The organism is Paenibacillus sp. P32E (assembly GCF_001909085.1).
In the GTDB taxonomy this organism is placed as follows: Bacteria; Bacillota; Bacilli; order Paenibacillales; family Paenibacillaceae; genus Paenibacillus_AQ; species Paenibacillus_AQ helianthi.
Genome location: NZ_LVYY01000076.1, coordinates 125,741 through 146,774 on the forward strand (window position 1 = coordinate 125,741; position 21,034 = coordinate 146,774).

18 protein-coding genes are annotated in these 21,034 nt (G+C 50.8%); 17 read left to right on the forward strand and 1 reads right to left on the reverse strand.

The features are described from left to right. The first annotated feature begins 14 nt into the window (after nt 1-14). From eutB to A3848_RS29440, 8 genes are all read left to right on the forward strand, one after another. The gene (eutB, locus tag A3848_RS29405) at nt 15-1,370 is read left to right on the forward strand and encodes an ethanolamine ammonia-lyase subunit EutB (RefSeq protein ID WP_074088581.1); all 1,356 of its coding nucleotides are present in this window, start codon (nt 15-17) and stop codon (nt 1,368-1,370) included. Nucleotides 1,371-1,423: 53 nt separating this feature from the next. After that, nucleotides 1,424-2,134: an ethanolamine ammonia-lyase subunit EutC gene (eutC, locus tag A3848_RS29410; protein ID WP_074088582.1), complete on the forward strand. Its 711-nt coding sequence runs from the start codon at nt 1,424-1,426 to the stop codon at nt 2,132-2,134. A 195-nt stretch (nt 2,135-2,329) separates the two neighbouring features. After that, the gene (locus A3848_RS29415) at nt 2,330-3,226 is read left to right on the forward strand and encodes an EAL domain-containing protein (protein ID WP_256701683.1); all 897 of its coding nucleotides are present in this window, start codon (nt 2,330-2,332) and stop codon (nt 3,224-3,226) included. After that, entirely contained in the window at nt 3,207-4,172 is a 966-nt protein-coding gene (locus A3848_RS29420; protein ID WP_074088584.1) for a GGDEF domain-containing protein, read from the forward strand. Before A3848_RS29415 ends, A3848_RS29420 begins: the two co-directional genes overlap by 20 nt. 34 nt (nt 4,173-4,206) lie before the next feature. After that, nucleotides 4,207-4,722 carry a hypothetical protein gene (locus tag A3848_RS29425; RefSeq protein WP_305953453.1) on the forward strand — a complete coding sequence of 172 codons (516 nt, stop codon included), beginning with the start codon at nt 4,207-4,209 and terminating at the stop codon, nt 4,720-4,722. Nucleotides 4,723-4,906: 184 nt separating this feature from the next. Continuing rightward, the gene (locus A3848_RS29430) at nt 4,907-5,806 is read left to right on the forward strand and encodes a LysR family transcriptional regulator (protein ID WP_074088586.1); all 900 of its coding nucleotides are present in this window, start codon (nt 4,907-4,909) and stop codon (nt 5,804-5,806) included. Between the two features lie 89 nt (nt 5,807-5,895). Then, nucleotides 5,896-6,465 carry a GNAT family N-acetyltransferase gene (locus tag A3848_RS29435; protein WP_074088587.1) on the forward strand — a complete coding sequence of 190 codons (570 nt, stop codon included), beginning with the start codon at nt 5,896-5,898 and terminating at the stop codon, nt 6,463-6,465. 21 nt (nt 6,466-6,486) lie between these two features. Further along, nucleotides 6,487-7,389: a PHP domain-containing protein gene (locus A3848_RS29440; RefSeq protein ID WP_074088588.1), complete on the forward strand. Its 903-nt coding sequence runs from the start codon at nt 6,487-6,489 to the stop codon at nt 7,387-7,389. Nucleotides 7,390-7,610: 221 nt separating this feature from the next. Here the strand turns inward: A3848_RS29440 and A3848_RS29445 are convergent, their stop codons facing one another. Then, nucleotides 7,611-9,536 (reverse strand): Rqc2 family fibronectin-binding protein, encoded by a 1,926-nt coding sequence (locus A3848_RS29445; protein ID WP_074088589.1) that lies wholly within the window; start codon nt 9,534-9,536, stop codon nt 7,611-7,613. Between the two features lie 192 nt (nt 9,537-9,728). Here A3848_RS29445 and A3848_RS29450 point away from each other — a divergent pair, with 192 nt between their 5' ends. The 9 genes from A3848_RS29450 (at nt 9,729) to rpoZ (ending at nt 20,850) form a co-directional block, all read left to right on the forward strand. Beyond that, complete coding sequence (locus tag A3848_RS29450; RefSeq protein WP_074088590.1) at nt 9,729-12,554, forward strand: calcium-translocating P-type ATPase, SERCA-type; 2,826 nt, start codon at nt 9,729-9,731, stop codon at nt 12,552-12,554. A gap of 72 nt (nt 12,555-12,626) precedes the next feature. Next, on the forward strand, nt 12,627-13,463 hold the full coding sequence (gene dapF / locus A3848_RS29455) for a diaminopimelate epimerase (protein WP_074088591.1): 837 nt from the start codon (nt 12,627-12,629) through the stop codon (nt 13,461-13,463). A 251-nt stretch (nt 13,464-13,714) separates the two neighbouring features. Next, complete coding sequence (locus A3848_RS29460) at nt 13,715-15,022, forward strand: ABC transporter substrate-binding protein (RefSeq protein ID WP_074088592.1); 1,308 nt, start codon at nt 13,715-13,717, stop codon at nt 15,020-15,022. Between the two features lie 5 nt (nt 15,023-15,027). Then, nucleotides 15,028-16,734, forward strand: a complete 1,707-nt coding sequence (locus tag A3848_RS29465) for a methyl-accepting chemotaxis protein (protein WP_074088686.1) — start codon at nt 15,028-15,030, stop codon at nt 16,732-16,734. A gap of 156 nt (nt 16,735-16,890) precedes the next feature. Next, a complete protein-coding gene (locus A3848_RS29470) occupies nt 16,891-18,765 on the forward strand; it encodes a bifunctional homocysteine S-methyltransferase/methylenetetrahydrofolate reductase (protein WP_074088593.1) in 1,875 nt (624 codons plus the stop codon). 38 nt (nt 18,766-18,803) lie between these two features. Then, nucleotides 18,804-19,694 carry a YicC/YloC family endoribonuclease gene (locus A3848_RS29475; RefSeq protein WP_074088594.1) on the forward strand — a complete coding sequence of 297 codons (891 nt, stop codon included), beginning with the start codon at nt 18,804-18,806 and terminating at the stop codon, nt 19,692-19,694. A gap of 51 nt (nt 19,695-19,745) precedes the next feature. After that, entirely contained in the window at nt 19,746-20,006 is a 261-nt protein-coding gene (gene remA / locus A3848_RS29480) for an extracellular matrix/biofilm regulator RemA (protein ID WP_006209218.1), read from the forward strand. 18 nt (nt 20,007-20,024) lie between these two features. Continuing rightward, nucleotides 20,025-20,594, forward strand: a complete 570-nt coding sequence (gmk, locus tag A3848_RS29485; protein WP_074088595.1) for a guanylate kinase — start codon at nt 20,025-20,027, stop codon at nt 20,592-20,594. A 55-nt stretch (nt 20,595-20,649) separates the two neighbouring features. After that, nucleotides 20,650-20,850, forward strand: a complete 201-nt coding sequence (rpoZ, locus tag A3848_RS29490; RefSeq protein WP_074088596.1) for a DNA-directed RNA polymerase subunit omega — start codon at nt 20,650-20,652, stop codon at nt 20,848-20,850. Nucleotides 20,851-21,034 lie beyond the last annotated feature (184 nt).

The window sequence follows — 21,034 nt, forward strand, 5'->3', positions numbered from 1 at the left end:
AGGGATTGAAGCCGATGAAATTGACGATCTCGCTACAAGGGGAGAGCTATGGCTTCCGCGATTTGAAGCAGCTGTTCGCTGCAGCCAATGAGGAGAGGTCAGGGGATATACTGGCTGGACTTGGAGCGGAGCATGCCAAAGAACGGATAGCGGCCAAGCTGCTGCTTGCGGATCTGACACTGGCCGATATCCGCAGCCACCCTATGCTCCCTCCAGAAGAGGATGAAATCTCAAGAGTCATCGAAGAAGGCGTAGATGAACAGGCATATCAGCGCATTCGCCACTGGACAGTGGGGGATCTCCGAGATCAGCTGCTGTCCCAAGATTCGGCCGGGGTTCAGGACATCAGCAAAGGATTGAACAGTGAGATGGTAGCGGCGGCTGCAAAGCTCATGTCCAACCTGGATCTGATTCAAGCCGCCGCCAAGTGCGAGGTTATCACCCGCTGCAATACGGTTCTTGGGGGCAGAGGAAGACTGGGGAGCCGGGCACAGCCCAACCATCCGACAGATGATCCTAAAGGCATGAAGGCTTCAATCTATGAAGCGCTGAGCTACGGTGTTGGGGATACGGTGATTGGGATTAATCCGGTCATCGATACAACCGACAACATCCTCCGGCTGTTCCATGAGACGATGGAGGTCATCCATCGCTGGAACATTCCGACTCAAAACAGTGTGCTCGCCCATGTCACCACCCAGATGAGAGCCATTGAAAAGGGCGCGCCAGCGGATCTGATCTTCCAGAGTCTTGCGGGTACGCAGAGCGGCAATGATTCATTTGGCATTAACCTGCGGCTACTGGAGGAAGCAGATCAGCTGATTCAGGAGTCGGGAACGGCGAAGGGTGAGAACCGCTGGTATTTTGAAACCGGCCAGGGTTCCGAGCTGTCTGCAGGGGCCCATCATGGTATTGACCAGGTAACGCTGGAGTCCCGCTGCTACGGGCTGGCGAAGCGCTTCAAGCCCTTTATGCTGAATACCGTAGTTGGGTTCATAGGCCCGGAATATTTATATGACAGCAAACAGGTGATAAGAGCAGGCCTGGAGGATCATTTCATGGGTAAAATCCAGGGGCTGCCGATGGGTGTGGATGTCTGTTACACCAACCATATGCGGGCAGACCAGAATGATATGGATAATCTTGCTGTCCTGCTGGCTGCCGCAGGGGTGAATTTCATCATCGGGGTGCCCATGGCGGACGACTGTATGTTGAATTACCAGTCAACCAGCTTTCATGATATAGCTACTCTCAGGGAACTGCTGCGCTTGCAGCCCGGCGCTGAATTCGCGGCGTGGGCAGAGAGCATGGGCATTCTGCAGGACGGGCGGCTGACCGCGCTTGCCGGTGACCCGACGAGATTGATGTAGGTGGAATGGTCTCAAAAAAAGTATAGCTAACCAAACGTTCAGGAGGGAAAAATATGCCCTTTCGAGATGAAGACAGAATGCAGGAGCTGAAGCAGGCGACGCCCGCCAGAATTGGCACGGGCAGAGCGGGCACGCGGCCGACCACCCGTGAACTGCTGAAGCTGCGATATGATCATGCGGCTGCAGTTGATTCAGTGTACGGCAGCGTTAGCACCGACCTGCTTGCAGAGCTGGGGCTTTTCATAGTGGATTCCGGAGCGGTCGACCAAGAGCTATATTTAAGGAGACCGGATCTGGGCCGGCTCCTGCCGGATCACAGCATACAGCAGCTCCTCCAGCGTTGTATTCCATCCCCTCAAGTGCAGCTTGTGGTCTCGGACGGGCTCAGTGCCGGTGCTATTGAGCATAATGCGGGTGATTTGATTCCGGCGCTACTGGATTCGCTGCAGGTGCAGGGTCTGAAGGCAGGGACTCCTTTTTTTGTAAGGAATGGGCGGGTGGGAATTATGAATGCCATTGGAGATATTCTCCATCCGGAGACAATCGTGCTCCTGATCGGTGAACGGCCGGGGCTGATTACCTCCCATTCGATGAGTGCCTATCTCTGTTATAGACCGTGTGCCGGAATGACTGATTCGGATCGGATGGTCATCTCCAATATTCATCAAGGCGGGACACCTCCCGTGGAAGCGGGTGCTCATATAGGCAGTCTGATCGCCAGCATGCTGAAACAAAAAAAGAGCGGGGTTGGTCTGGTTCAGTAAACAGAATGAACGGGATCTAATTCCTGAACTGCCCAAATCAGGGCAGCTTTTTTATGGACGAAGCCGTGGGAATTGTCGAAATGCCTCTGTTTTGCCTTGTACTTTTTATCGCTGCTTAATACTTCCGCTATATGCTGGGAAGAGAGTGACAAAATTCACGAGAGAAAACAAACAGGTGACCTAATGACGAAACGAATGGCAATAACCCAAAAACTATCGGCAATTCCCCAGTATCTTCAGCACATCAACGGCAGGCTGCATAACGAGGTGAAGGAGCTGAGAAGGCTGTCGGCCCTGTTGGATATTATGAATCATGGGCGGCTGGATACCTTTTTCCAACCGATTCTGCAGCTGAGAAGCGGGCTGACGATGGGTCATGAGGTACTGAACAGGCCGCCCAACTCTACGCAATTTCCGACCACGGAGCATTTCTATGAATTTGCCGGCCGTACGGATCAGATGTTCAGATTCGAGCACTATTGCCGGCGGATTTCGCTATCGCGTTATATGGAACGGCTGCCGGAAGGAGGAGCAAAGACCGACACGCTTGTATTTATCAACGTACACCCGGGAGTCTTGAACGATGTCCGGCATAAAAGCGGTGAAACGCTCAGTCTCCTGCAGGAGCTGAATCTCTCCCCGGAGCGGGTTGTATTTGAATTAACCGAGCGGCAGGCAGTCCAGGATTATGTAGGATTCGAGAAAGTGCTGTCACATTACCGTGAGCAGGGCTTCCGAATTGCTGTGGACGATGCCGGCTCCGGCTATAACAGCCTCAAGACACTGGTCTATCTGAAGCCGGAGTTCATCAAGCTGGACAAATCCCTGATCCGTGGCATCCACGGCAACCGGGAGCAGCAGGAGCTATTGGAGCTAATCAGTGAATATGCCTATCGATCCGCTACCCGGGTCATTGCTGAAGGTATCGAAACGGAAGAAGAACTGCTGTATTTGCAAATGGCCGGCATTGAATTCGGACAAGGCTATGCGCTTGGCAGGCCCGGACACCGGCCGGTGCGGGGTGCTTTTCCAGCGGATTCCCCACAAGTTCCAGTTAGAGGAGGCTATAAGCATGTTTCTTCAGATCGGTGAAATTGCTGAACAAATTCCAGAGATCTCCCCTCACCAGAAATGCGCGTATGTAGACCATATCTTTAAGAGCAATCCTCAGCTCCAGGGTGTGGCAGTGACGGAGGGCGGGCAAGCGGTCGCATTGATCATGAGGATTCGCTTTTATCAGCAGATCGGTACACTCTATGGCTTCACCCTGTATATGGGCCGCTCCGTCGGACTGATCATGGACGGTTCACCGCTGGTTGTAGATTACAAAACACCGATTACCGAGGTCAGCCGGCTGGCGATGGACAGAAGTGAAGAGCATCTCTATGATTACGTGCTGGTCACCCATGAAGGGGCACTATTTGGAGCGGTAAGCGTAAGGGATTTACTGCTTAATTTTGCCGAGATCCAGGCGGTGGCCGCGAGCTTTTTGAACCCACTGACCGGTCTGCCGGGGAATCTGAGCATAAATGAGTGGATGGTGAAATCGCTGCTGCAGGAGCAGTTCAGTGTTCTGTACATAGATCTGGATCATTTCAAGGCGTATAACGATACTTACGGGTTTAAGGAAGGCGACCGGATGATTCAGGCCACCGCGGAGATTCTCAAGCATTGCACCTTGCGGCTGGAAGGGTTTTTGGGTCATATCGGCGGGGATGACTTTATTATTTTCATTGATGATTATCATTACGAGGAATATTGCCGGACCATTATGGAGGAATTTGATAAGGTGATGCAAGGGTTTTATCATCCAGGTCATTTGGCACAGCATTATGTGCTGACCGAGGGCCGATCAGGCGTTGTGGAAGAAATTCCGCTGGTTTCGATCTCAATAGCCGTTGTTACTAACCGTTACCGTCCATTCGATTCCATCGAAGACCTCTCCGGGGAGGCGGCAAGACTCAAGAAAAAATGCAAAATGATCAAAGGCAGCAGCTATGTCGATGACAGGGATCGCTCTGTAAGTAAAACCTGCTGAACCTTGGGCACTATAGACTGTAAGGGTGATATGCTTGAACAACAAACGTCAATGCGGTAATATTGACAACAATAAGAGCATGCCAAGACCCTTTCAGTGGAGTGTGATGATTATGCATGTCAAGGGGATGGAAACGTGGGGGGTGTACGAGCCCTTTCACATCATGCTGAATGAATACAGTGTGGCCGATATTGTTATAACACCGCATGCGAAAAGCCGTTATACCGACCGGATCAGTAAGGAAGACGGCAAGGACATGGATATTGGCGCGTGGATATGGCAATGCGTGAAGCAGAACCGGGTAAGGCCGTATTCACAGAGAGAATATCACGCTTATTTGATCGACAATGACACATCAATGGTGGTTCAGTTCAAGGAACTGGAAGGGGCCACCACGATCTCCGGAGATCCGCTGTATGTGATGATTGTGGTTACGTTTCTCGGCAATATTTCATCGACTCCCCAGCTGCGGGATCTGAGAGCCTACTTTTCATGGCTGCGCCATTCCCGCCGCATAAAGCTGGTGAAGAAGCGCCGCAGACGCAGATAACGAGCGCACAGTTACAGAGAAGGCATGCGGCGGAAGGCTGCATGTTTTTTTTTGAAAATATAAGAATTTATATGTTTCACGCTATAAATCATCCTTATATTTCTCGCTGAAACGGATTCCGTCCCTTAAAAGGGCGGCGAAGCCGTTTCCACTTGAGTTTTTTATAATAGAAGGAGTCCTGAGCATGAATTTTCATCAGCTGCATATTTTTTATACCGTTTCCGAGAGAGGAAGTTTCTCTGCCGCGGCACAGACGCTTCACATGACACAGCCCGCAGTGACTATGCAGGTTCAGGCGCTGGAGGATTACTTCGGAGCCAAGCTCTTCGACCGTTCCAGTAAAAAAATAATCCTCTCGGAGGCCGGCCGCACGCTGCTGCCGTTCGCGCTGCGCAGCATTCAGCTGATGCGGGAGACGGACCAGGCGATGTCGGCGTTTACCCATATGCTGGAGGGACGTCTGCTGCTGGGAGCAAGCCTGACCATTGGAGAGTACGTGCTGCCGCGCCTTTTGGGTCCGTTTGGCAAAGCCTATCCTCACATCTCCATTATGATGAAGGTAATGAATACCTCTCAGCTGCTGGAGGAGATTCACAAACATCAGCTGAATTTCGGCCTGATCGAGGCGCCGGTCACCCATCCGGATATGGTCATTGAACCGGTTATGGGAGATGAACTGAAGCTAATCGTACCCCGGGAGCACCCGCTGGCGGAGAAAGATGAAGTCACGCTTGCGGAAGCGCTGCAGCATCCGTTTGTACTTCGTGAACAGGGCTCAGGGACCCGCCGGGTCATGGAAGAACAATTGCTGGCCAAGGGACTGGATCCGGGGGCGATGCGAGTGGTGATGGAGCTGGGAAGTACAGGAGCCGTGAAGTCGGCGGTGGAAGCAGGGCTCGGACTCACCATTATTTCTACCTCCTCGGTTAAACATGAAGTGGCGCTGGGATTGCTGAAGATTGTCAACATTACGGATGCCTCGTTCAAAAGACAGTTTTATGCGATCCATCTCAAATCGACGCTGCTGCCTATTTCGGCGGTGACGTTTCTGACGTTTTTGCGTGACCATGCAGGAGATCAGTAAACAGTATAATCAATTTGTACATACGCTCATCCGCATATTTGGGGTATTATGGGAATCGATATGCTGAAATTATCGAGCGGAGGATACGTATGACCATTGTACTGCAGGGAGAAAAAGTTACGCTGAGGGATCTGACGGAAGAGGACATCCGCACCATTTATTATTATGAATATGAAGCCGAGGACAGGGAGCATCTGCTCTGGAATGGTCCTTATGGGATGCAGGAATGGGAAAGCTATGAAACGTTCGCGCCGAAATTTACCGAGACCTTGGCTCTGGTATATACCGACGAGCCCCGCAGCCGTCTGGTGATTGATATTGACGGCGAACTCAAAGGAACGGTAGGCAGATATTGGGTGTCGAAGGAGACGAACTGGTTTGAAATCGGAATTGTTCTGTTTGATTCGCGTTTTTGGTCAGGCGGATATGGGACCGAGGCATTCCGGATGTGGATGGAATATCTTTTTGAGGCCATGGATACGGTCCGGCTTGGAATAGGCACATGGTCGGGCAATATCCGGATGATGGGGTTGGCCGCGAAATGCGGCATGATCGAAGAGGCGCGGGTACGCAAGGCGCGGATTGTGCGAGGTGAGTACTACGATGCCATTAAGATGGGGATTCTTCGTGAGGAATGGGAAGCAGCAAGGAGCCAATAGACTTGAAGGGCAGGTAAGATAATGGGGCAGGAGCATAGGAACAGCCAATTAAAAGAACAGACGGGCAGCGGTTTCTCAGGCAGAGCCGATCTGCATACCCATACATTATCTTCGGACGGAATGCAGCCTCCGGCTGAGAATGTAAGATTGGCCTATGAAAAGGGGCTGGCAGCAGTAGCAATTACAGATCACGATACGGTGGCCGGAGTCGCTGAAGCCCTTGAGGCCGGGCGGAAATACGGCATTACTGTCGTTCCCGGTGTCGAAATCAGTACGCGAGCCGGCGGGAAAGAGATTCATGTACTGGGCTATTACATGGATACACAGCAGGAACTGTTTCTGTCCAGGCTTGCGGAGCAAAGAGATACCCGCGCACAGCGGAATGAGGCGATCATTGCGAAGCTGCAGGGACTGGGCATCGACATTACGCTGGACCAAGTTACCGCAGGCATTGGACGGGAGCTGAAGCCCGACGAGAGCGTGGGCCGTCCGCATATTGCCGACGCATTGGTGCGTCTCGGGGCGGCTTCGGATATGCGTGATGCGTTCGACAAGTATCTGGCTGAAGGCGCAGCGGCTTATGTGTCACCGCCGCGCATCACGCCGGAGCTGGCATGCGAATGGATTGCTGAAGCAGGTGGAGCAGCGGTACTTGCCCATCCAGGAATCTACGGGGATGATGAACTGGTCCGCGGTATTATTGAACGCAGTGCGCTGCGCGGCATTGAGGTTTACCATTCAGATCACGGCGCTGCCGATGAAGAACGTTACCTCGCGCTCGCTGAAGAATACGGACTCCTGGTCACTGGCGGTTCGGATTTCCACGGTGCGCGCCAAGGGGTTGTGTTCCATGGAGAGATTGGCAGCGTTTCGGTGCCGGTCGCGGTGCTGGAGCGGCTGAAGGGTGAGTCATCCGGATCTTAGGTAAAGTGAAGCTGTATTGCGCATGGGAAGTGGTCCGTGGTCTGGAATACGCCGACTGAGCAAAGCAACGGCAGAAATGCCGTTCTTAGCGACTCCCTTCGTGCCGTTCCCGCTTTCGTGATATATAAAGAACCACCAGCCAATGACATCTGTCTTTTGGCTGGTGGTTCTTTATGTTTAAGAATGCAGTCCAGAGTTACAGCAGCAATGCGTAGTATGCCTTAATTCTTGAGCGTATTCGGCAGACTCTTGATCCGTTCCTCATCAGGAGTGACGAATAGGGTCTTTTGATGATCGTAGATCACGAAGCCGGGCTTGGCCCCGCTGGGCTTGCGGACATGACGGATGAGTGTACAGTCCACAGGGACACTGCTCGATTGTTTGGCTTGGCTGAAATAAGCAGCCAGTTGCGCGGCTTCCTCAAGCGTAGCATCTCCAAACGACTCGCTGCGGATCACCACATGAGAGCCGGGAATGTCCTTGGTGTGCAGCCAGGTATCATTGGCCGAAGCCAGACGGTTGGTGACATATTCGTTTTGAAGATTGTTTTTACCGACATAGATTTCCACGCCTTCCGAAGAAGTGAACACCTGCAGAGTAGGGCGGGTGGCTTTTTTCTTCTTTTTACCCTTTTTGCTGCGGTCGCGCAGGTAGCCCTGACCCACTAGCTCATCGCGGATTTCCTCGATGTCATTCAATGAAGCATGGGCCAGTTGCTGCAGCAGTGTTTCCATGTAAGCAATTTCCTCATGGGTTTTGAGCAGCTGTTCGTTGATCACCAGCAGGCTGTTCTTGTATTTGTTGTATTTCTTGAAATACCGCTGTGCATTGTCTGAAGGAGTGAGCAGCGGATCTAGCGGGATGGTGATTTCGGCCTGGTCCTCATCGTAATAATTCACAAGTGTAGCTTGCTTGTCGCCTTTGGAGACAGCATGTAATGAAGCGAACAGCAGCTCACCCCAGATCCGGAATTGATCGGCATCCTGGGCTTCGTCCAGGTCTTTTTGCAGATTGGCTAGCTTCTTGACGTTTTTGCTCCGTTCATTGCTCAGGAAACGGATCAGGTCACTAACCCGCTGCTTCACTGTATCTCGCTCGGCTTTATCTCCGTAATAATCCTCCAGGCAAGCGCTGATGGAGCTGTAATGCTTCAGATGCTCATCCTCAAGTGTAAGTGCAATGGCCGAGAAGACAGGCTTGCCTTTGGCGTTTGCTCCTGACATCGGAGAAAAGCTGTCTACCCGTACCGGCGCAAGCACTTTGTCAAAAGATCTCCATAATGACGTCATCTCTTCCGTCCAATGTTCATCCGACTCGGGTGAAACGACAGATGTACTACCTGCGGAGTCGGCTGCTGAACCAGGTCCGGTTACACCGCTCTGCCGCACAATCTCTCCGGCAATTAGCGGACTGATGCCGCTGAAGGCATGCACGATCCATTGGATAGGGTCGGCTGAAGGCGCTGGACCGCCGGAGCCGTCCGCCTTGGGCTCCTCCATCGACTTCAAGAGGTCGGCGAGCTCACCCTCAATCATCTCTTCTGGCTCCTGCTCTTCACCGGAGCCAGCTGTCAGCGCATCCTGCTCAGCAGCTGCTGCGAGACTTATAAATGCCTCTTGGCCGATTACCAAAGGATTCAGCTTATGCTGCTGCGGCGGCTCAATATAGGCGATACCGGGCATAACATTCCGGTAGCTGCTGATTGTCGGAGTAACGTGATGAATACCGTCGATAATGGTGCCTGTTGCAAGATCGGTAAGAATGATATTGCTGTGCCGGCCCATCAGCTCGATGATGATTTTTTTGGCCGATACATCTCCGAGCTCATCCCGGGTCCTTACCTGGATATGAATGATGCGCTCCAACCCAACTTGACTGATGCTCTCGATGGTTCCGCCTTCACAGTGTTTGCGCATCAGCATGCAGAACATCGGCGCTTCCGCCGGATTAATGCTGTTTCTGTCGGTCAGATGAACCCGCGGATAAGTAGGATTGGCAGAGAGCAGCAGCTTACCGCCACCCCCGGAGCCACGGAGGATGAAGATTAGATCGTGTGTACTGGGTTGATATATTTTGCCGATACGTGCACCGATAAAGGATTGAAGCTCGTGCACGATCGCTCTGGTTACTATGCCGTCTAATGCCATGATCATGTTCTCCTGTCGCCTGATAATAAAGTACTCTCTCTATGATGCCATACTTTGACACATTTGCGCAAAAGGAGAAGCCATGGGAGAAGTGATATTTTGGGACGACTATGAATACACTTGGACATGAACAGGTGGAAAAGCTGTGCGCCGCCGGAAGTCAAGAAACGACCGGGAGGGGAAAGTAGGACTATGGAACAAAAAAGTTGGCACCGGCTCGGTGCAGAGGAACTGCAGAAGATGTTCGGCGTTCATCCGGGATCGGGCCTAAGCGGAGAGGATGCCGCGCAGAGGCTGATGGTGAACGGACACAATGAGCTGTCGGAAGGGAAGGCGATATCTCCGGTTACCCTGATGCTTAACCAGTTCAAGGATTTCATGGTACTGGTTCTGATGGGAGCGACGCTGGTGTCCGGTCTGCTGGGCGAATACCTGGATGCCATAACGATTGTCGCTATTATTATGCTGAACGGGGTTCTGGGTTTTGTCCAGGAATTCCGCGCCGAACGTTCGCTGCGTGCGCTCAAGCAGCTCTCGGCACCTTCTGCAAAGGTGCTGCGCGATGGAAAGGTTGAGCACATTCCCGCCAAAATGCTGGTGCCTGGCGATATTGTGCTGCTGGAGAGCGGTGACCGGATTCCTGCCGATGTCCGCTGGCTGCAGTGCAGCGCTTTGTACGCAGAGGAGTCCGCGCTAACCGGTGAATCACTGCCCGTCTCCAAGCATTCGGAAGCTATTCATGCCGAGGAAATTCCGCTTGGTGATCAGAAAAATATCGGATTCATGGGCACAATGGTCACGCGGGGAACTGGCCGGGCCATTGTTGTACGCACCGGCATGGATACCGAGATGGGCAAAATAGCCGATCTGATCCTGAATACCGAATCTCAGGAAACACCACTCCAGCATCGGCTGGAGCAGCTGGGGAAGATTCTGATCTATGTTTCACTCGGCCTGACTATTGTGGTTGTAGCTGCGGGTATTCTGCATGGGCAGCCTGTAGCTGCTATGTTCCTTGCCGGTGTAAGCCTTGCTGTAGCGGCGATTCCGGAAGGGTTGCCGGCCATTGTCACCATTGCGCTTGCACTCGGCGTTCAGCGGATGATCAAACGCAAGGCCATTGTCCGCAAGCTCCCATCGGTCGAAACACTCGGGTGTGCCTCGGTGATCTGTTCCGATAAGACGGGAACGTTAACCCAGAACAAAATGACGGTCACGAGGTTATGGAGTGCCGGGCGGAATTTAGAGGTAACGGGTGAAGGCTATGCCCCAATCGGACATGTACTGCAAAAGGGCAAGCCCATAGACCTTAAAAATGATCAAAACCTGCGGCGCATGCTCCAGATCGGCGCACTGTGCAGCAATGCAGAGATTATTGAAACCTTTCCCGGAGAAATCCGGAGCAAGCGCAAAGGCAAAGAGAAAGAGAAAAGCAGTGAAACCGGCAAGAATGCGGCCAATCCGTCTGTATGGGAGCTGAAAGGTGACCCTACGGAAGGGGCACTGGTTACTTTATCCGCAAAAATGGGGCTGACTGCGCAGTCGCTTGCTGTGACCTATACAAGGGAAACGGAGTTTCCGTTCGACTCCGAACGCAAGCTGATGTCCGTGGTTGTCAATCATCCGGGCGGTAAAATGATCTGTACCAAAGGTGCGCCGGATGTTCTGCTGAACTGCTGCTCCTATATGCTGTGGGAAGGTGCGGTCGTACCTTGCACACCTACCTTGCGCCAGAAGGTGATGGAGGCCAATGAAGAAATGGCATCGGGTGCGCTGCGTGTTCTGGGAATGGCTTACAGGGAAATGCGTTCCGGTGAAGTTGCAGGCAGTGAAAAAGAAGCCGAATGCCAATTGGTCTTCGCCGGACTGGCCGGGATGATCGATCCGCCGCGCCGTGAGGTGCGCGATGCCATCAGCATCACCCGCAGAGCAGGGATCAAGACAGTGATGATTACCGGAGACCATGGAACCACAGCAGAAGCGATTGCCCATCAGCTGGGTATTTTGCAGCGTGGCGGAACTGTATTAACCGGCAGCCAGCTCACCCGGATGGATGACGATGCCCTCGATAAGGTATCGGATAATGTATACGTGTATGCAAGGGTTTCTCCAGAGCATAAGCTGCGCATCGTCAAGTCCCTGCAGCGCCATGGGCATGTCGTGGCGATGACCGGGGACGGGGTCAATGACGCCCCGGCGATCAAAGCGGCGGATATCGGGATCTCCATGGGGATCACGGGGACAGACGTAACCAAAGAAGCTTCTTCGCTCATTCTGGGCGACGACAACTTCTCTACTATAGTAGCGGCCATTGAGGAAGGACGGAACATTTACGAGAATATACGCAAATTTATCCGTTATCTGCTCGCCTCGAACGTAGGGGAGATTCTGACGATGTTCTTTGCCATGATGCTGGGGCTCCCTCTGCCTCTGGTTCCCATCCAGATTCTCTGGGTCAATCTGGTAACCGACGGCCTGCCCGCGATGGCACTTGGGGTGGATCAGGCTGAGAAAGATTTGATGGAGCACAAGCCGCGCGGATCGAAAGAGAACATCTTTGCCCGCCGCCTTGGCTGGAAAATCATCAGCCGCGGGCTGCTGATCGGTCTGTGCACCTTAGCCGCTTTCTGGCTGACGCTGCGAATTGACCCCGGCAGTCCGCAGCAGCTGATCCGGGCGCAATCGGTTGCTTTTGCCACCCTGGTTATGGCCCAGCTGATTCACGTCTTTGACTGCCGCAGCTCCCGCTCAGTGTTCCACCGCAATCCGTTTCAGAACAAATATCTGGTGCTGGCTGTGCTCTCATCAGTTCTGCTGATGCTGGTAGTTATGTATCTGCCTGTGCTCCAGCCAGTGTTCAAGACCGTGCCGCTTACCTTCCGTGAATGGTGTCTGGTGCTGGTTACCGCAGGCATTCCTACCTTCCTGATGGGAGCTGGCAGCGTGTGGGGCGGCAAGAAGAACCACAGCCGCAGCGGAGGACGGACAATGATAAAAAGTACAAAAATTTCGGCATAAAATCAATAGCTTAAACCCACTCCTTAAGGTATGCTTGGTTCACTGTTACTAACCTTTAGGAGTGGAATCTCAATGGAATTTACCAAAATGCATGGCCTTGGCAATGACTTTATTATCGTTTTCGGCGAGCAGGAGCTTCCTGCTAATGCCTCTGAGCTTGCAGTTACCCTGTGTAACCGGTTCTTCGGAATAGGTGCGGACGGGCTAGTCTATATACTGCCGTCAGAACGCGGTGATTATATGATGCGCATTATGAATTCGGACGGTTCGGAAGCAGAGCAATGCGGGAACGCGATCCGTTGTGTGTCCAAATATGTCTATGAGCATGGACTGGTCAGCTCTGAGCAGATTGTTATCGAAACCATCGGTGCCGGTGAGCAGAAGGTATCCCTGAAGGTGAAGGACGGCGTGGTGGAGACGGTTACAGTTGATATGGGCGAGCCTGTGTTGTCAGGAGCGCAGATACCTGTGGCTATCGATGCCGAGCCTGTGCTGGACCAGCCAATTGAAGCGGATGGCAGAGAGTTCAAATTCACCGCTGTATCTATGGGCAATCCGCATTGTGTAATCTATGTGGATGATGCTGTAGGCTTTGACCTGACCACTTGGGGGCCAAAGCTGGAGGTACACCCGCTGTTTCCGAGAAGGGTCAACGTTGAATTCGCCACCGTTCTGGACCGCGGACATGTCGATATGCGTGTCTGGGAACGCGGAGCAGGACCTACCTTGGCCTGCGGAACCGGTGCTTGCGCCACGTTGGTCTCCTCAGTGCTGAATGGTCTAACCGACCGAACCGCGACAATCAGCCTGAAGGGCGGCGATCTCTATATTGAATGGAATGAAGAAGACAACCATGTTTACATGACTGGCCCGGCCCAGGTAGTATACACGGGTTCGGTGGACATTTAATCTGTCATACTAATCAGGAGTTAACAATAAAAGAGCTATTTTCAAGCGGAATCGTTCACTTGAAGATAGCTCTTTTTCGTATTTGCGCATGATTGTGAATGAATGCACAACCAATACAAATGCTTTTTTGCTGAAAAAAGTCGAAAAAATACACAAGAAATTAGAGGGATCATCCGATATAAATTATAAGTTTTTACAGTTTTAGAAAATTGTTTTTCAGAGTTTGATTAGCATTAGAAAGGTGGACATTCATGAAACACAAATCAACCAGGATTTCGGCCATTTTTTTGACCTCTGTGATGTTAATATCACTTGTGGGGTGTACAGGGAAAGGTAACGAAGAAGTTAAGAAGTCGGATGAACAAATCACATTGAATTTTATGTGGTGGGGTAAGCCGAGCCGTAAGGAGATCACGTTAAAGGTTATTGATTTGTTTGAGAAAGAGAATCCCAATATTAAAATTAATACCGAGGATTACTCTTCAACTGCTGAGGTAGCCCAGAAGCTGGCGATGGAAACCGCTGAGCAAAAAACACCGGATATCATGCAGACAGACTATAATTTTGCTTTTAACTATGTCACCCATCACTTGATTGAGCCACTCGAACCGTATATGAAGTCCAACGTCCTTGATCTGTCCGATGTGGATAAATCCTATCTGGCCTCAGGACAGTATGAAGGGAAACAGTATGGTATTCCCATGGGATCGAATGCTCTGGGAATCGCATATGACCCTGAAATGTTTAAACAGTATGGTATAGAGCCACTTCAGGATTCGTATTCCATTCAGGATATGCAACAAACGATGCAGCAATTTAAAGACAAGGTTCAAACTCCGGGTTTTTATCCTTTGTATGCGATGTTTGATTTATCCTATTGGTTCAGAATGAAGGGTGAATCTTTTTACAATAAGGAAAAAACAGGTCTTGGTTTCAAAGAAGCTACCCTGGTTGAATATCTGACACTGACGAAAACATGGCTGGATCAGGGGCTTCTGAACCCCGGTACAGATTCACCCAAGGATGAGAAAAACCCGCTGGCAACAGGGAAAACTGCATTTTTACAACTGGTAAGCAACCAAATGGTTTCAAATGGTGACGAAGCGGGCAGAACGCTGAAAATCATGAACCTTCCTACGGTTGAGGGAGCCACTGCAGAAGGGAACTTTGTGAAGCCTTCTATGTTCATCATGGTATCTTCTTATTCTAAACATAAGGAAGCAGCGGTTAAATTCGTTGATTTTCTCACTAATAACAAGGAAGCGAATAACATTCTTAAGGGTGACCGCGGAGTTCCGATTGCAACTAAAATCGCAGAACAATTATCCAGTCAATCCACCGAACTGGGGAAAGAACAATACTCATACATGAGTTATATTGCCAAACACTCCACCCCAATTGATCCGCCAGCACCGCTGTCTGATGCGGTCGTTCAAAACGCTCTGAAAATCATACTGAAAAACCTGTATGCCGGCAGTATTACACCAGAGCAGGCTGCAAGCACGTTCAGAGCACAGGCTGAAGAGATTTTGGGACCGAAAGAGGAGGGAAGCAAGTGAACAGGATGCAGAGTATCTTTCAAGCGAAAAGTATAAAACAGCGTCTTTACATAGGGTTTGGTATCGTTTTGATTTTTCTGGTGTTTATCGGAGTTACCGGGTACATGTATCTCTCGCAAATTAACGGAACCTATACCAGCCTCCTCAAAAAACAAGTGGCTACAATAGGCTTAATAAAAGATTTGAACACTACCATCGAATCTGAACATGCGGATGTATCCGATTTTATCATTTCTGCAGATCCGAAAAAAATGGATGCCTATGCAGCTGCACGCCTCAAATTCACGGAACATCATGCGAAGCTGGAATCACTGATCACAGATCCCGGTAAACAGCAGATTTTGGCCGGATTAGATTTGCTGCAACTGCAATTCATCGTAATATCCGATCAGATGATTGACGCTAAAAATAAAGGTGAATCAGAGAGCATAGTATCAATTGCAGTAAATCAGAGCGTCGTGTTGGATAAATTTGTTGAAGTAGCCCGTAACCTGGTTACTACGGAACAGACGGAAGCTGATCATAAAATTGCAATCGCGCAGCAACGTGCAAAAGATGTGGAATCCACGATTATTGGAATCATCATCATATCTCTAATTGCGGCAGCGGCATCATCTCTGCTGATCAGCAGTCAGATAACGAAGCCCATTAAGCTGCTGCAGACAGCTGCTGTGCGGATTGCAAACGGAGATTTGACAGTTAACGAGATTCGAATCAAGAACAAGGATGAGCTTGGCGATTTGGCGGTTTCCTTTAATCACATGTCGGGCAATCTGCGGCATCTGATTCAGGAAATCGGGTCTCATGCAGAGCAGGTTGCAGCATCCGCCGAAGAACTGACAGCCGGTGCTGAACAAACAAGCCAGGCCACTGAACATATTGCTCATATTACTGAGGACCTGGCCCAAGGTACGGAAAAACAAGTTGAGAGTATTGCCGGAAGCATGAAAATGGTAAACCGGATGAATGAGCAGGCAGTTTTTATTGAAGAAAGTGCCTCCAGTGTGAACCAGTCCGCCATTAATGCTTCGCAAATTGTGGTACAGGGATCTGACGCGGTTAAGTCAGCTATACTGCAAATGGCTTCGATCCAGAATAACTCTACTGAGGTTGCTGTATCCGTTAAATCACTAGGTGAAAAATCAAAGGAAATCGGTACGATTATTAACTTTATTAATGAGATTGCAGGACAGACGAATCTGTTATCTTTGAATGCCTCCATCGAAGCGGCGCGTGCAGGAGAAGCCGGCAGAGGATTTGCGGTTGTAGCTTCTGAGGTGAAAAAGCTTGCTGACCAGACTGCAATGTCTGGAAAGCAGATCTCCGAGGTCATCAAGAGCATCCAGCTGGAGAGCGAAATCAGTGTATCCAGGGTATTGAAAGGCGAAGAAGAGGTACTTGAGGGAATACGTTCCGTCACTGAAGCAGGAGAAGCTTTTGAACAGATAGAAGTGGCTATGCATGGTGTGACCGCTGAGATCAGTGAAGTTTCCGAGGCTTCCAAAGAAATGTCCAGTGATACCAAAAATCTGGTAACAGCTTTTGAAGGGATATCTGTAATTGTCAGTGAAACATCCGGTGGGACACAGAGTGTTTCAGCTTCTGCGCAGGAAACGCTGGCGACGGTAGAAGAAGTCAATAGTGCTTCAATGGCTCTGGCAAAAATGTCTGAAGAATTATTAGAACTGGCTGGGAAATTCAAAATAAGCTAATCCTTCATTACTTTGACAGCAAGTCTCCGATTCGGGGATTTGCTTTTTTTAGGGTCTGGTAATATGAATGGCTTTTGCCTGCTGAAAGCTTATCATCCATCCCGATTTATGTTACATTAGTATGAAACTATGGACTGATTAAGGGAGGTTCTTACGGTGAAGCCGGATTTGCGCTCTGCATGGAAGAATAACGTGTTGGTCGGAGACGGAGCGATGGGAACCTTTTTATATCAAAAAGGCTTCCCGGTCGGCATCTCCTATGAAGAATTGAATCTGACCTCTCCGGAGGTTATTGAAGATGTACACCGGAGCTATATTGAAGCGGGAGCGGTGCTGCTGGAGAGTAATACTTACTCTGCCAATTATGACAAGCTGTCCAAATTTGGCCTGGAGGCCAAGGTGGATGAAATCAACCGCGCAGGTGTACGGATTGCACGGCATGCTGCCGGGGATACCGGTTATGTCGTAGGTGCGGTTGGTTCAATCCGTGCCGGTAAACGGGCAAACCTGTCCAGCACCGAGCTGAAACGGTTTTATGCCCAGCAGTTTTCGGCGCTTTTGGAAGAGCAGCCTGACGGGATTATGCTGGAAACGTTCTATGATGTGGAGGAGCTGCATCTGGCATTAAGAGCGGTCCGCAAGCTCAGCGAGCTTCCGGTGATCTGCCAGCTGGCTGTAGATGAGACCGCACGCACCCTGGACGGATTAACGCTGACGGAGGCTTTTCATATTCTGGAGCAGGACGGTGCGGATATTATCGGCTTTAACTGCCGAACCGGACCTAATGGCATTAAGCGTGCACTGAAATCACTGCAGGGCAGCTTAAGGCTCCCCGCTTCGGTATATCCTAATGCGGGTATCGCCGATTATGTGGACGGGCAGTACCGGTATGGTGCCTCGCCGGATTATTTCGGCCAGATGGCCCCGGTTTTTGCGGATATGGGTGCCCGTATTATTGGGGGCTGCTGCGGCACAACGCCACAGCATATCGCTGAGATCTCTGCCGCTCTTCGCGAGTATTCGCCGCAGCCTCTGCCGGAGCCGACAGCCCAGAACAAGCTGGAGCGCCTGACGGTACAGGAGCATCTGGGAGACAACGAAGAACGTGATGGTCATGAACCGACACTGGTCGATCTGGTCAAGGAACGCCACACGGTGATCGTTGAGCTTGATCCGCCGCGTGATCTGGATATTGCAAAGTTCATGCGTGGCGCGGAAGCGCTGCGAAGAGCAGGTGCAGATGCTCTGACGCTTGCGGATAACTCGCTTGCTGTGACACGGATGAGCAACATGGCGCTGGGGCATCTGGTTCAGGCCCGTACGGGCCTGCGTCCTCTGGTTCATATTGCCTGCCGTGACCGCAATCTGATCGGAACCCAATCCCATCTCATGGGCTTCGATGCCTTGGGCATTGACCATGTGCTGGCAGTTACGGGTGATCCGGCCAGATTCGGCGATTTGCCGGGTTCAAGCTCCATCTACGATCTGACCTCATTTGAAATTATACGGATGATCAAGCAGTTGAATGACGGCATCGCCTTTTCCGGCAAGCCGCTGAAGCAGAACGCGAATTTTGTTATCGGAGCCGCATTCAACCCGAATGTTAAGCATTTGGACAAGGCGGTTGAACGTCTGGAGAAAAAGATTGCCTCCGGCGCCGACTATATCATGACCCAGCCAGTCTACGATCCTGAGCTGATCGAACGCATTGCAAAGGCTACGGCGCACCTGGAGATCCCTATTTTTATTGGTATCATGCCGCTGGCCAGCGGACGTAACGCGGAATATCTTCATAATGAAGTTCCCGGCATTCAGCTGTCCCCAGAAGTACGAAGCCGGATGCAGGGTCTGGAAGGCGAAGAAGGACGTGCAGAGGGTGTGCGGATTGCCAAAGAGCTGCTGGATGCGGCTACTAGGCATTTTAATGGCATCTATTTGATGACGCCGTTCATGTTCTATGATATGAGTGTGCAGCTCCTGGAGTATGTGTGGGAGAAACAAGGACGTAAATTGTCCCCCTTGTTTCGCTAGTAAGAATCAATTACAATAGTGTAATGGATGTGATTCCGTTGTCATTTAGCATGACCGGATACGGTCAATCATCCCTGCAATTCGGCGGTTACAAGATTACGTTCGAAGTTAAATCGGTGAATAACCGTTACTGCGAAGTTGTACTGCGGATGCCCCGGGATTGGACGATTTATGAGGATATGCTGCGAAGACAAGTTCAAGCTCATATCAAACGGGGACGAGTAGATGTCATCATTAACAGGGAGCATACCGAAGAAGCCGAGTTGGCACAAGTGCTGAACCGTTCGGCGGTGCGTTCCTATTTGAAGTCAGCTGAGCAGCTGCAAGAAGAATTTGGGATTCAAGGTGAGCTGCTGCTGCGAGACATCCTTTCGATGCCAGGTGTAATGGAGTTCAAGGAAGATACCCATGTATCCGTCCTGGACCAGGACTTCAAGGATATTCTTGAGCAGGGTCTGAACCAGAGTCTGGAAGCTTTGTTAGAGATGCGAGCCCGTGAAGGCGGATTTCTAGCCGCTGATCTGGGGCGCAGGCTGAATCATCTGAAGGAGCTGCATGCTGAAATGGCAGCACTTGCTCCAGTGGTGGTGAACGAGTACCGTGAGAAGCTGCGCCAGCGGCTCAGCATGCTGAGTGACGGGACGTTCCCTTTTGAAGAGCATAAATTCGGAATGGAAATTGCTGTCTTTGCCGACCGCTGTAATATTGATGAGGAGCTTACCCGGCTGTACAGTCATTTTGAACAATGCAAGGCTTTGCTGAAGGGAAGCGAGCCGGCAGGACGCAAGCTGGATTTTCTCATTCAGGAGATGAACAGGGAGACGAATACAATCGGGTCCAAATGTAATCATCTGACTCTGGTGAATCTCACGCTGGATATGAAGGCTGAACTGGAGAAGATACGTGAACAAGCAGCGAACCTGGAATGACAGTGATCTGAAGCAAGCAAAGATGTAATCTATGGGGGGAACAACCGGAACATGGCAATTAAATTAATCAACATCGGCTTTGGGAATATCGTATCGGCCAACCGAATTATTTCCATAGTCAGCCCGGAATCTGCACCAATCAAACGTATTATCCAAGAGGCCAGAGACCGGCACATGCTGATCGATGCCACTTACGGCCGACGGACGCGGGCCGTCATCATTACAGACAGCGATCATGTCATTCTCTCGGCTGTGCAGCCAGAGACTGTGGCACACCGTCTTTCCAGCAAAGATGACGATAACGACGAATAACAACAAATGGAGTGTACTATGTCAAAAGGATTGCTGATCATACTATCCGGCCCGTCCGGTGTTGGTAAAGGAACTGTATGTTCCGCACTGCGGCCGAAGATGCCTGAACTAGTCTATTCCGTTTCCGCCACAACGCGTTTGCCGCGTGAAGGCGAAGAAAACGGAGTCAATTATTTTTTCAAAACCAGAGAGCAGTTTTCGGCCATGATTGAAGCTGATCAACTGCTTGAATATGCGGAGTACGTAGGCAACTATTACGGTACTCCGCGTGATTTTGTGGAGCGAACACTCGACAGCGGAAGAGACATTATTCTGGAGATCGAAGTTCAGGGAGCCCTCAAAGTCAAAGACAAATTTCCCGAAGGTATCTTTGTGTTCCTTCTTCCACCGTCCATGGACGAATTGAAGGACCGCATCCGCGGACGCGGTACGGAGCACCCTGATGTCATTAACCACCGTATGTCCGTGGCGGAGGATGAGATCGGCCTGATCCAGCATTACGATTATGCAGTAGTGAATGATGAGATTGATCTGGCCTGCAAGCGAATAGAAAGCATCATCATCGCCGAACATTGTAAGGTGAGATGATAGGTACGTCAGAACTCAAGCTCATATCACAGTAAAAGATGAAGAGGTGTTTTACATGCTATATCCATCCATTGACGAAATGATGACCAAAGTCGACAGCAAGTATTCCTTGGTTGTTGCAGCAGCCCGCCGGGCAAGAGCGCTACGCGAAGGCGGCAAGACCGATATCAAAGCTCCGAGATCACATAAGAACGTCGGTGTTGCTCTGGAAGAGATTTATGAAGACCGCATCATTGTGACCCGCGGAGAAGAGTAGTCCGAGCTATTCCTGCTAGGCCATTTTCAGAAACGGACGTAGCCATTTGTATGGGTTGCTGCCGTTTCTTCTTGGGTTAGAGGTCAATTATTTTAAATAGCCCAGACCGGGCTGTACCGACAACCGGAAGGTTGTTATTTTTTTCTCAAAAAGTGAGGATTTCCAGTTTTTCTTTCATATCTGA

Coding starts and splice junctions, on each gene's coding strand:
- eutB (WP_074088581.1), top strand. CDS start 15: ATGAAATTGACGATCTCGCTACAAGGGGAGAGCTATGGCTTCCGCGAT.
- eutC (WP_074088582.1), top strand. CDS start 1,424: ATGCCCTTTCGAGATGAAGACAGAATGCAGGAGCTGAAGCAGGCGACG.
- A3848_RS29415 (WP_256701683.1), top strand. CDS start 2,330: ATGGCAATAACCCAAAAACTATCGGCAATTCCCCAGTATCTTCAGCAC.
- A3848_RS29420 (WP_074088584.1), top strand. CDS start 3,207: ATGTTTCTTCAGATCGGTGAAATTGCTGAACAAATTCCAGAGATCTCC.
- A3848_RS29430 (WP_074088586.1), top strand. CDS start 4,907: ATGAATTTTCATCAGCTGCATATTTTTTATACCGTTTCCGAGAGAGGA.
- A3848_RS29435 (WP_074088587.1), top strand. CDS start 5,896: ATGACCATTGTACTGCAGGGAGAAAAAGTTACGCTGAGGGATCTGACG.
- A3848_RS29440 (WP_074088588.1), top strand. CDS start 6,487: ATGGGGCAGGAGCATAGGAACAGCCAATTAAAAGAACAGACGGGCAGC.
- A3848_RS29445 (WP_074088589.1), bottom strand. CDS start 9,536: ATGGCATTAGACGGCATAGTAACCAGAGCGATCGTGCACGAGCTTCAA.
- A3848_RS29450 (WP_074088590.1), top strand. CDS start 9,729: ATGGAACAAAAAAGTTGGCACCGGCTCGGTGCAGAGGAACTGCAGAAG.
- dapF (WP_074088591.1), top strand. CDS start 12,627: ATGGAATTTACCAAAATGCATGGCCTTGGCAATGACTTTATTATCGTT.
- A3848_RS29460 (WP_074088592.1), top strand. CDS start 13,715: ATGAAACACAAATCAACCAGGATTTCGGCCATTTTTTTGACCTCTGTG.
- A3848_RS29465 (WP_074088686.1), top strand. CDS start 15,028: ATGCAGAGTATCTTTCAAGCGAAAAGTATAAAACAGCGTCTTTACATA.
- remA (WP_006209218.1), top strand. CDS start 19,746: ATGGCAATTAAATTAATCAACATCGGCTTTGGGAATATCGTATCGGCC.
- gmk (WP_074088595.1), top strand. CDS start 20,025: ATGTCAAAAGGATTGCTGATCATACTATCCGGCCCGTCCGGTGTTGGT.
- rpoZ (WP_074088596.1), top strand. CDS start 20,650: ATGCTATATCCATCCATTGACGAAATGATGACCAAAGTCGACAGCAAG.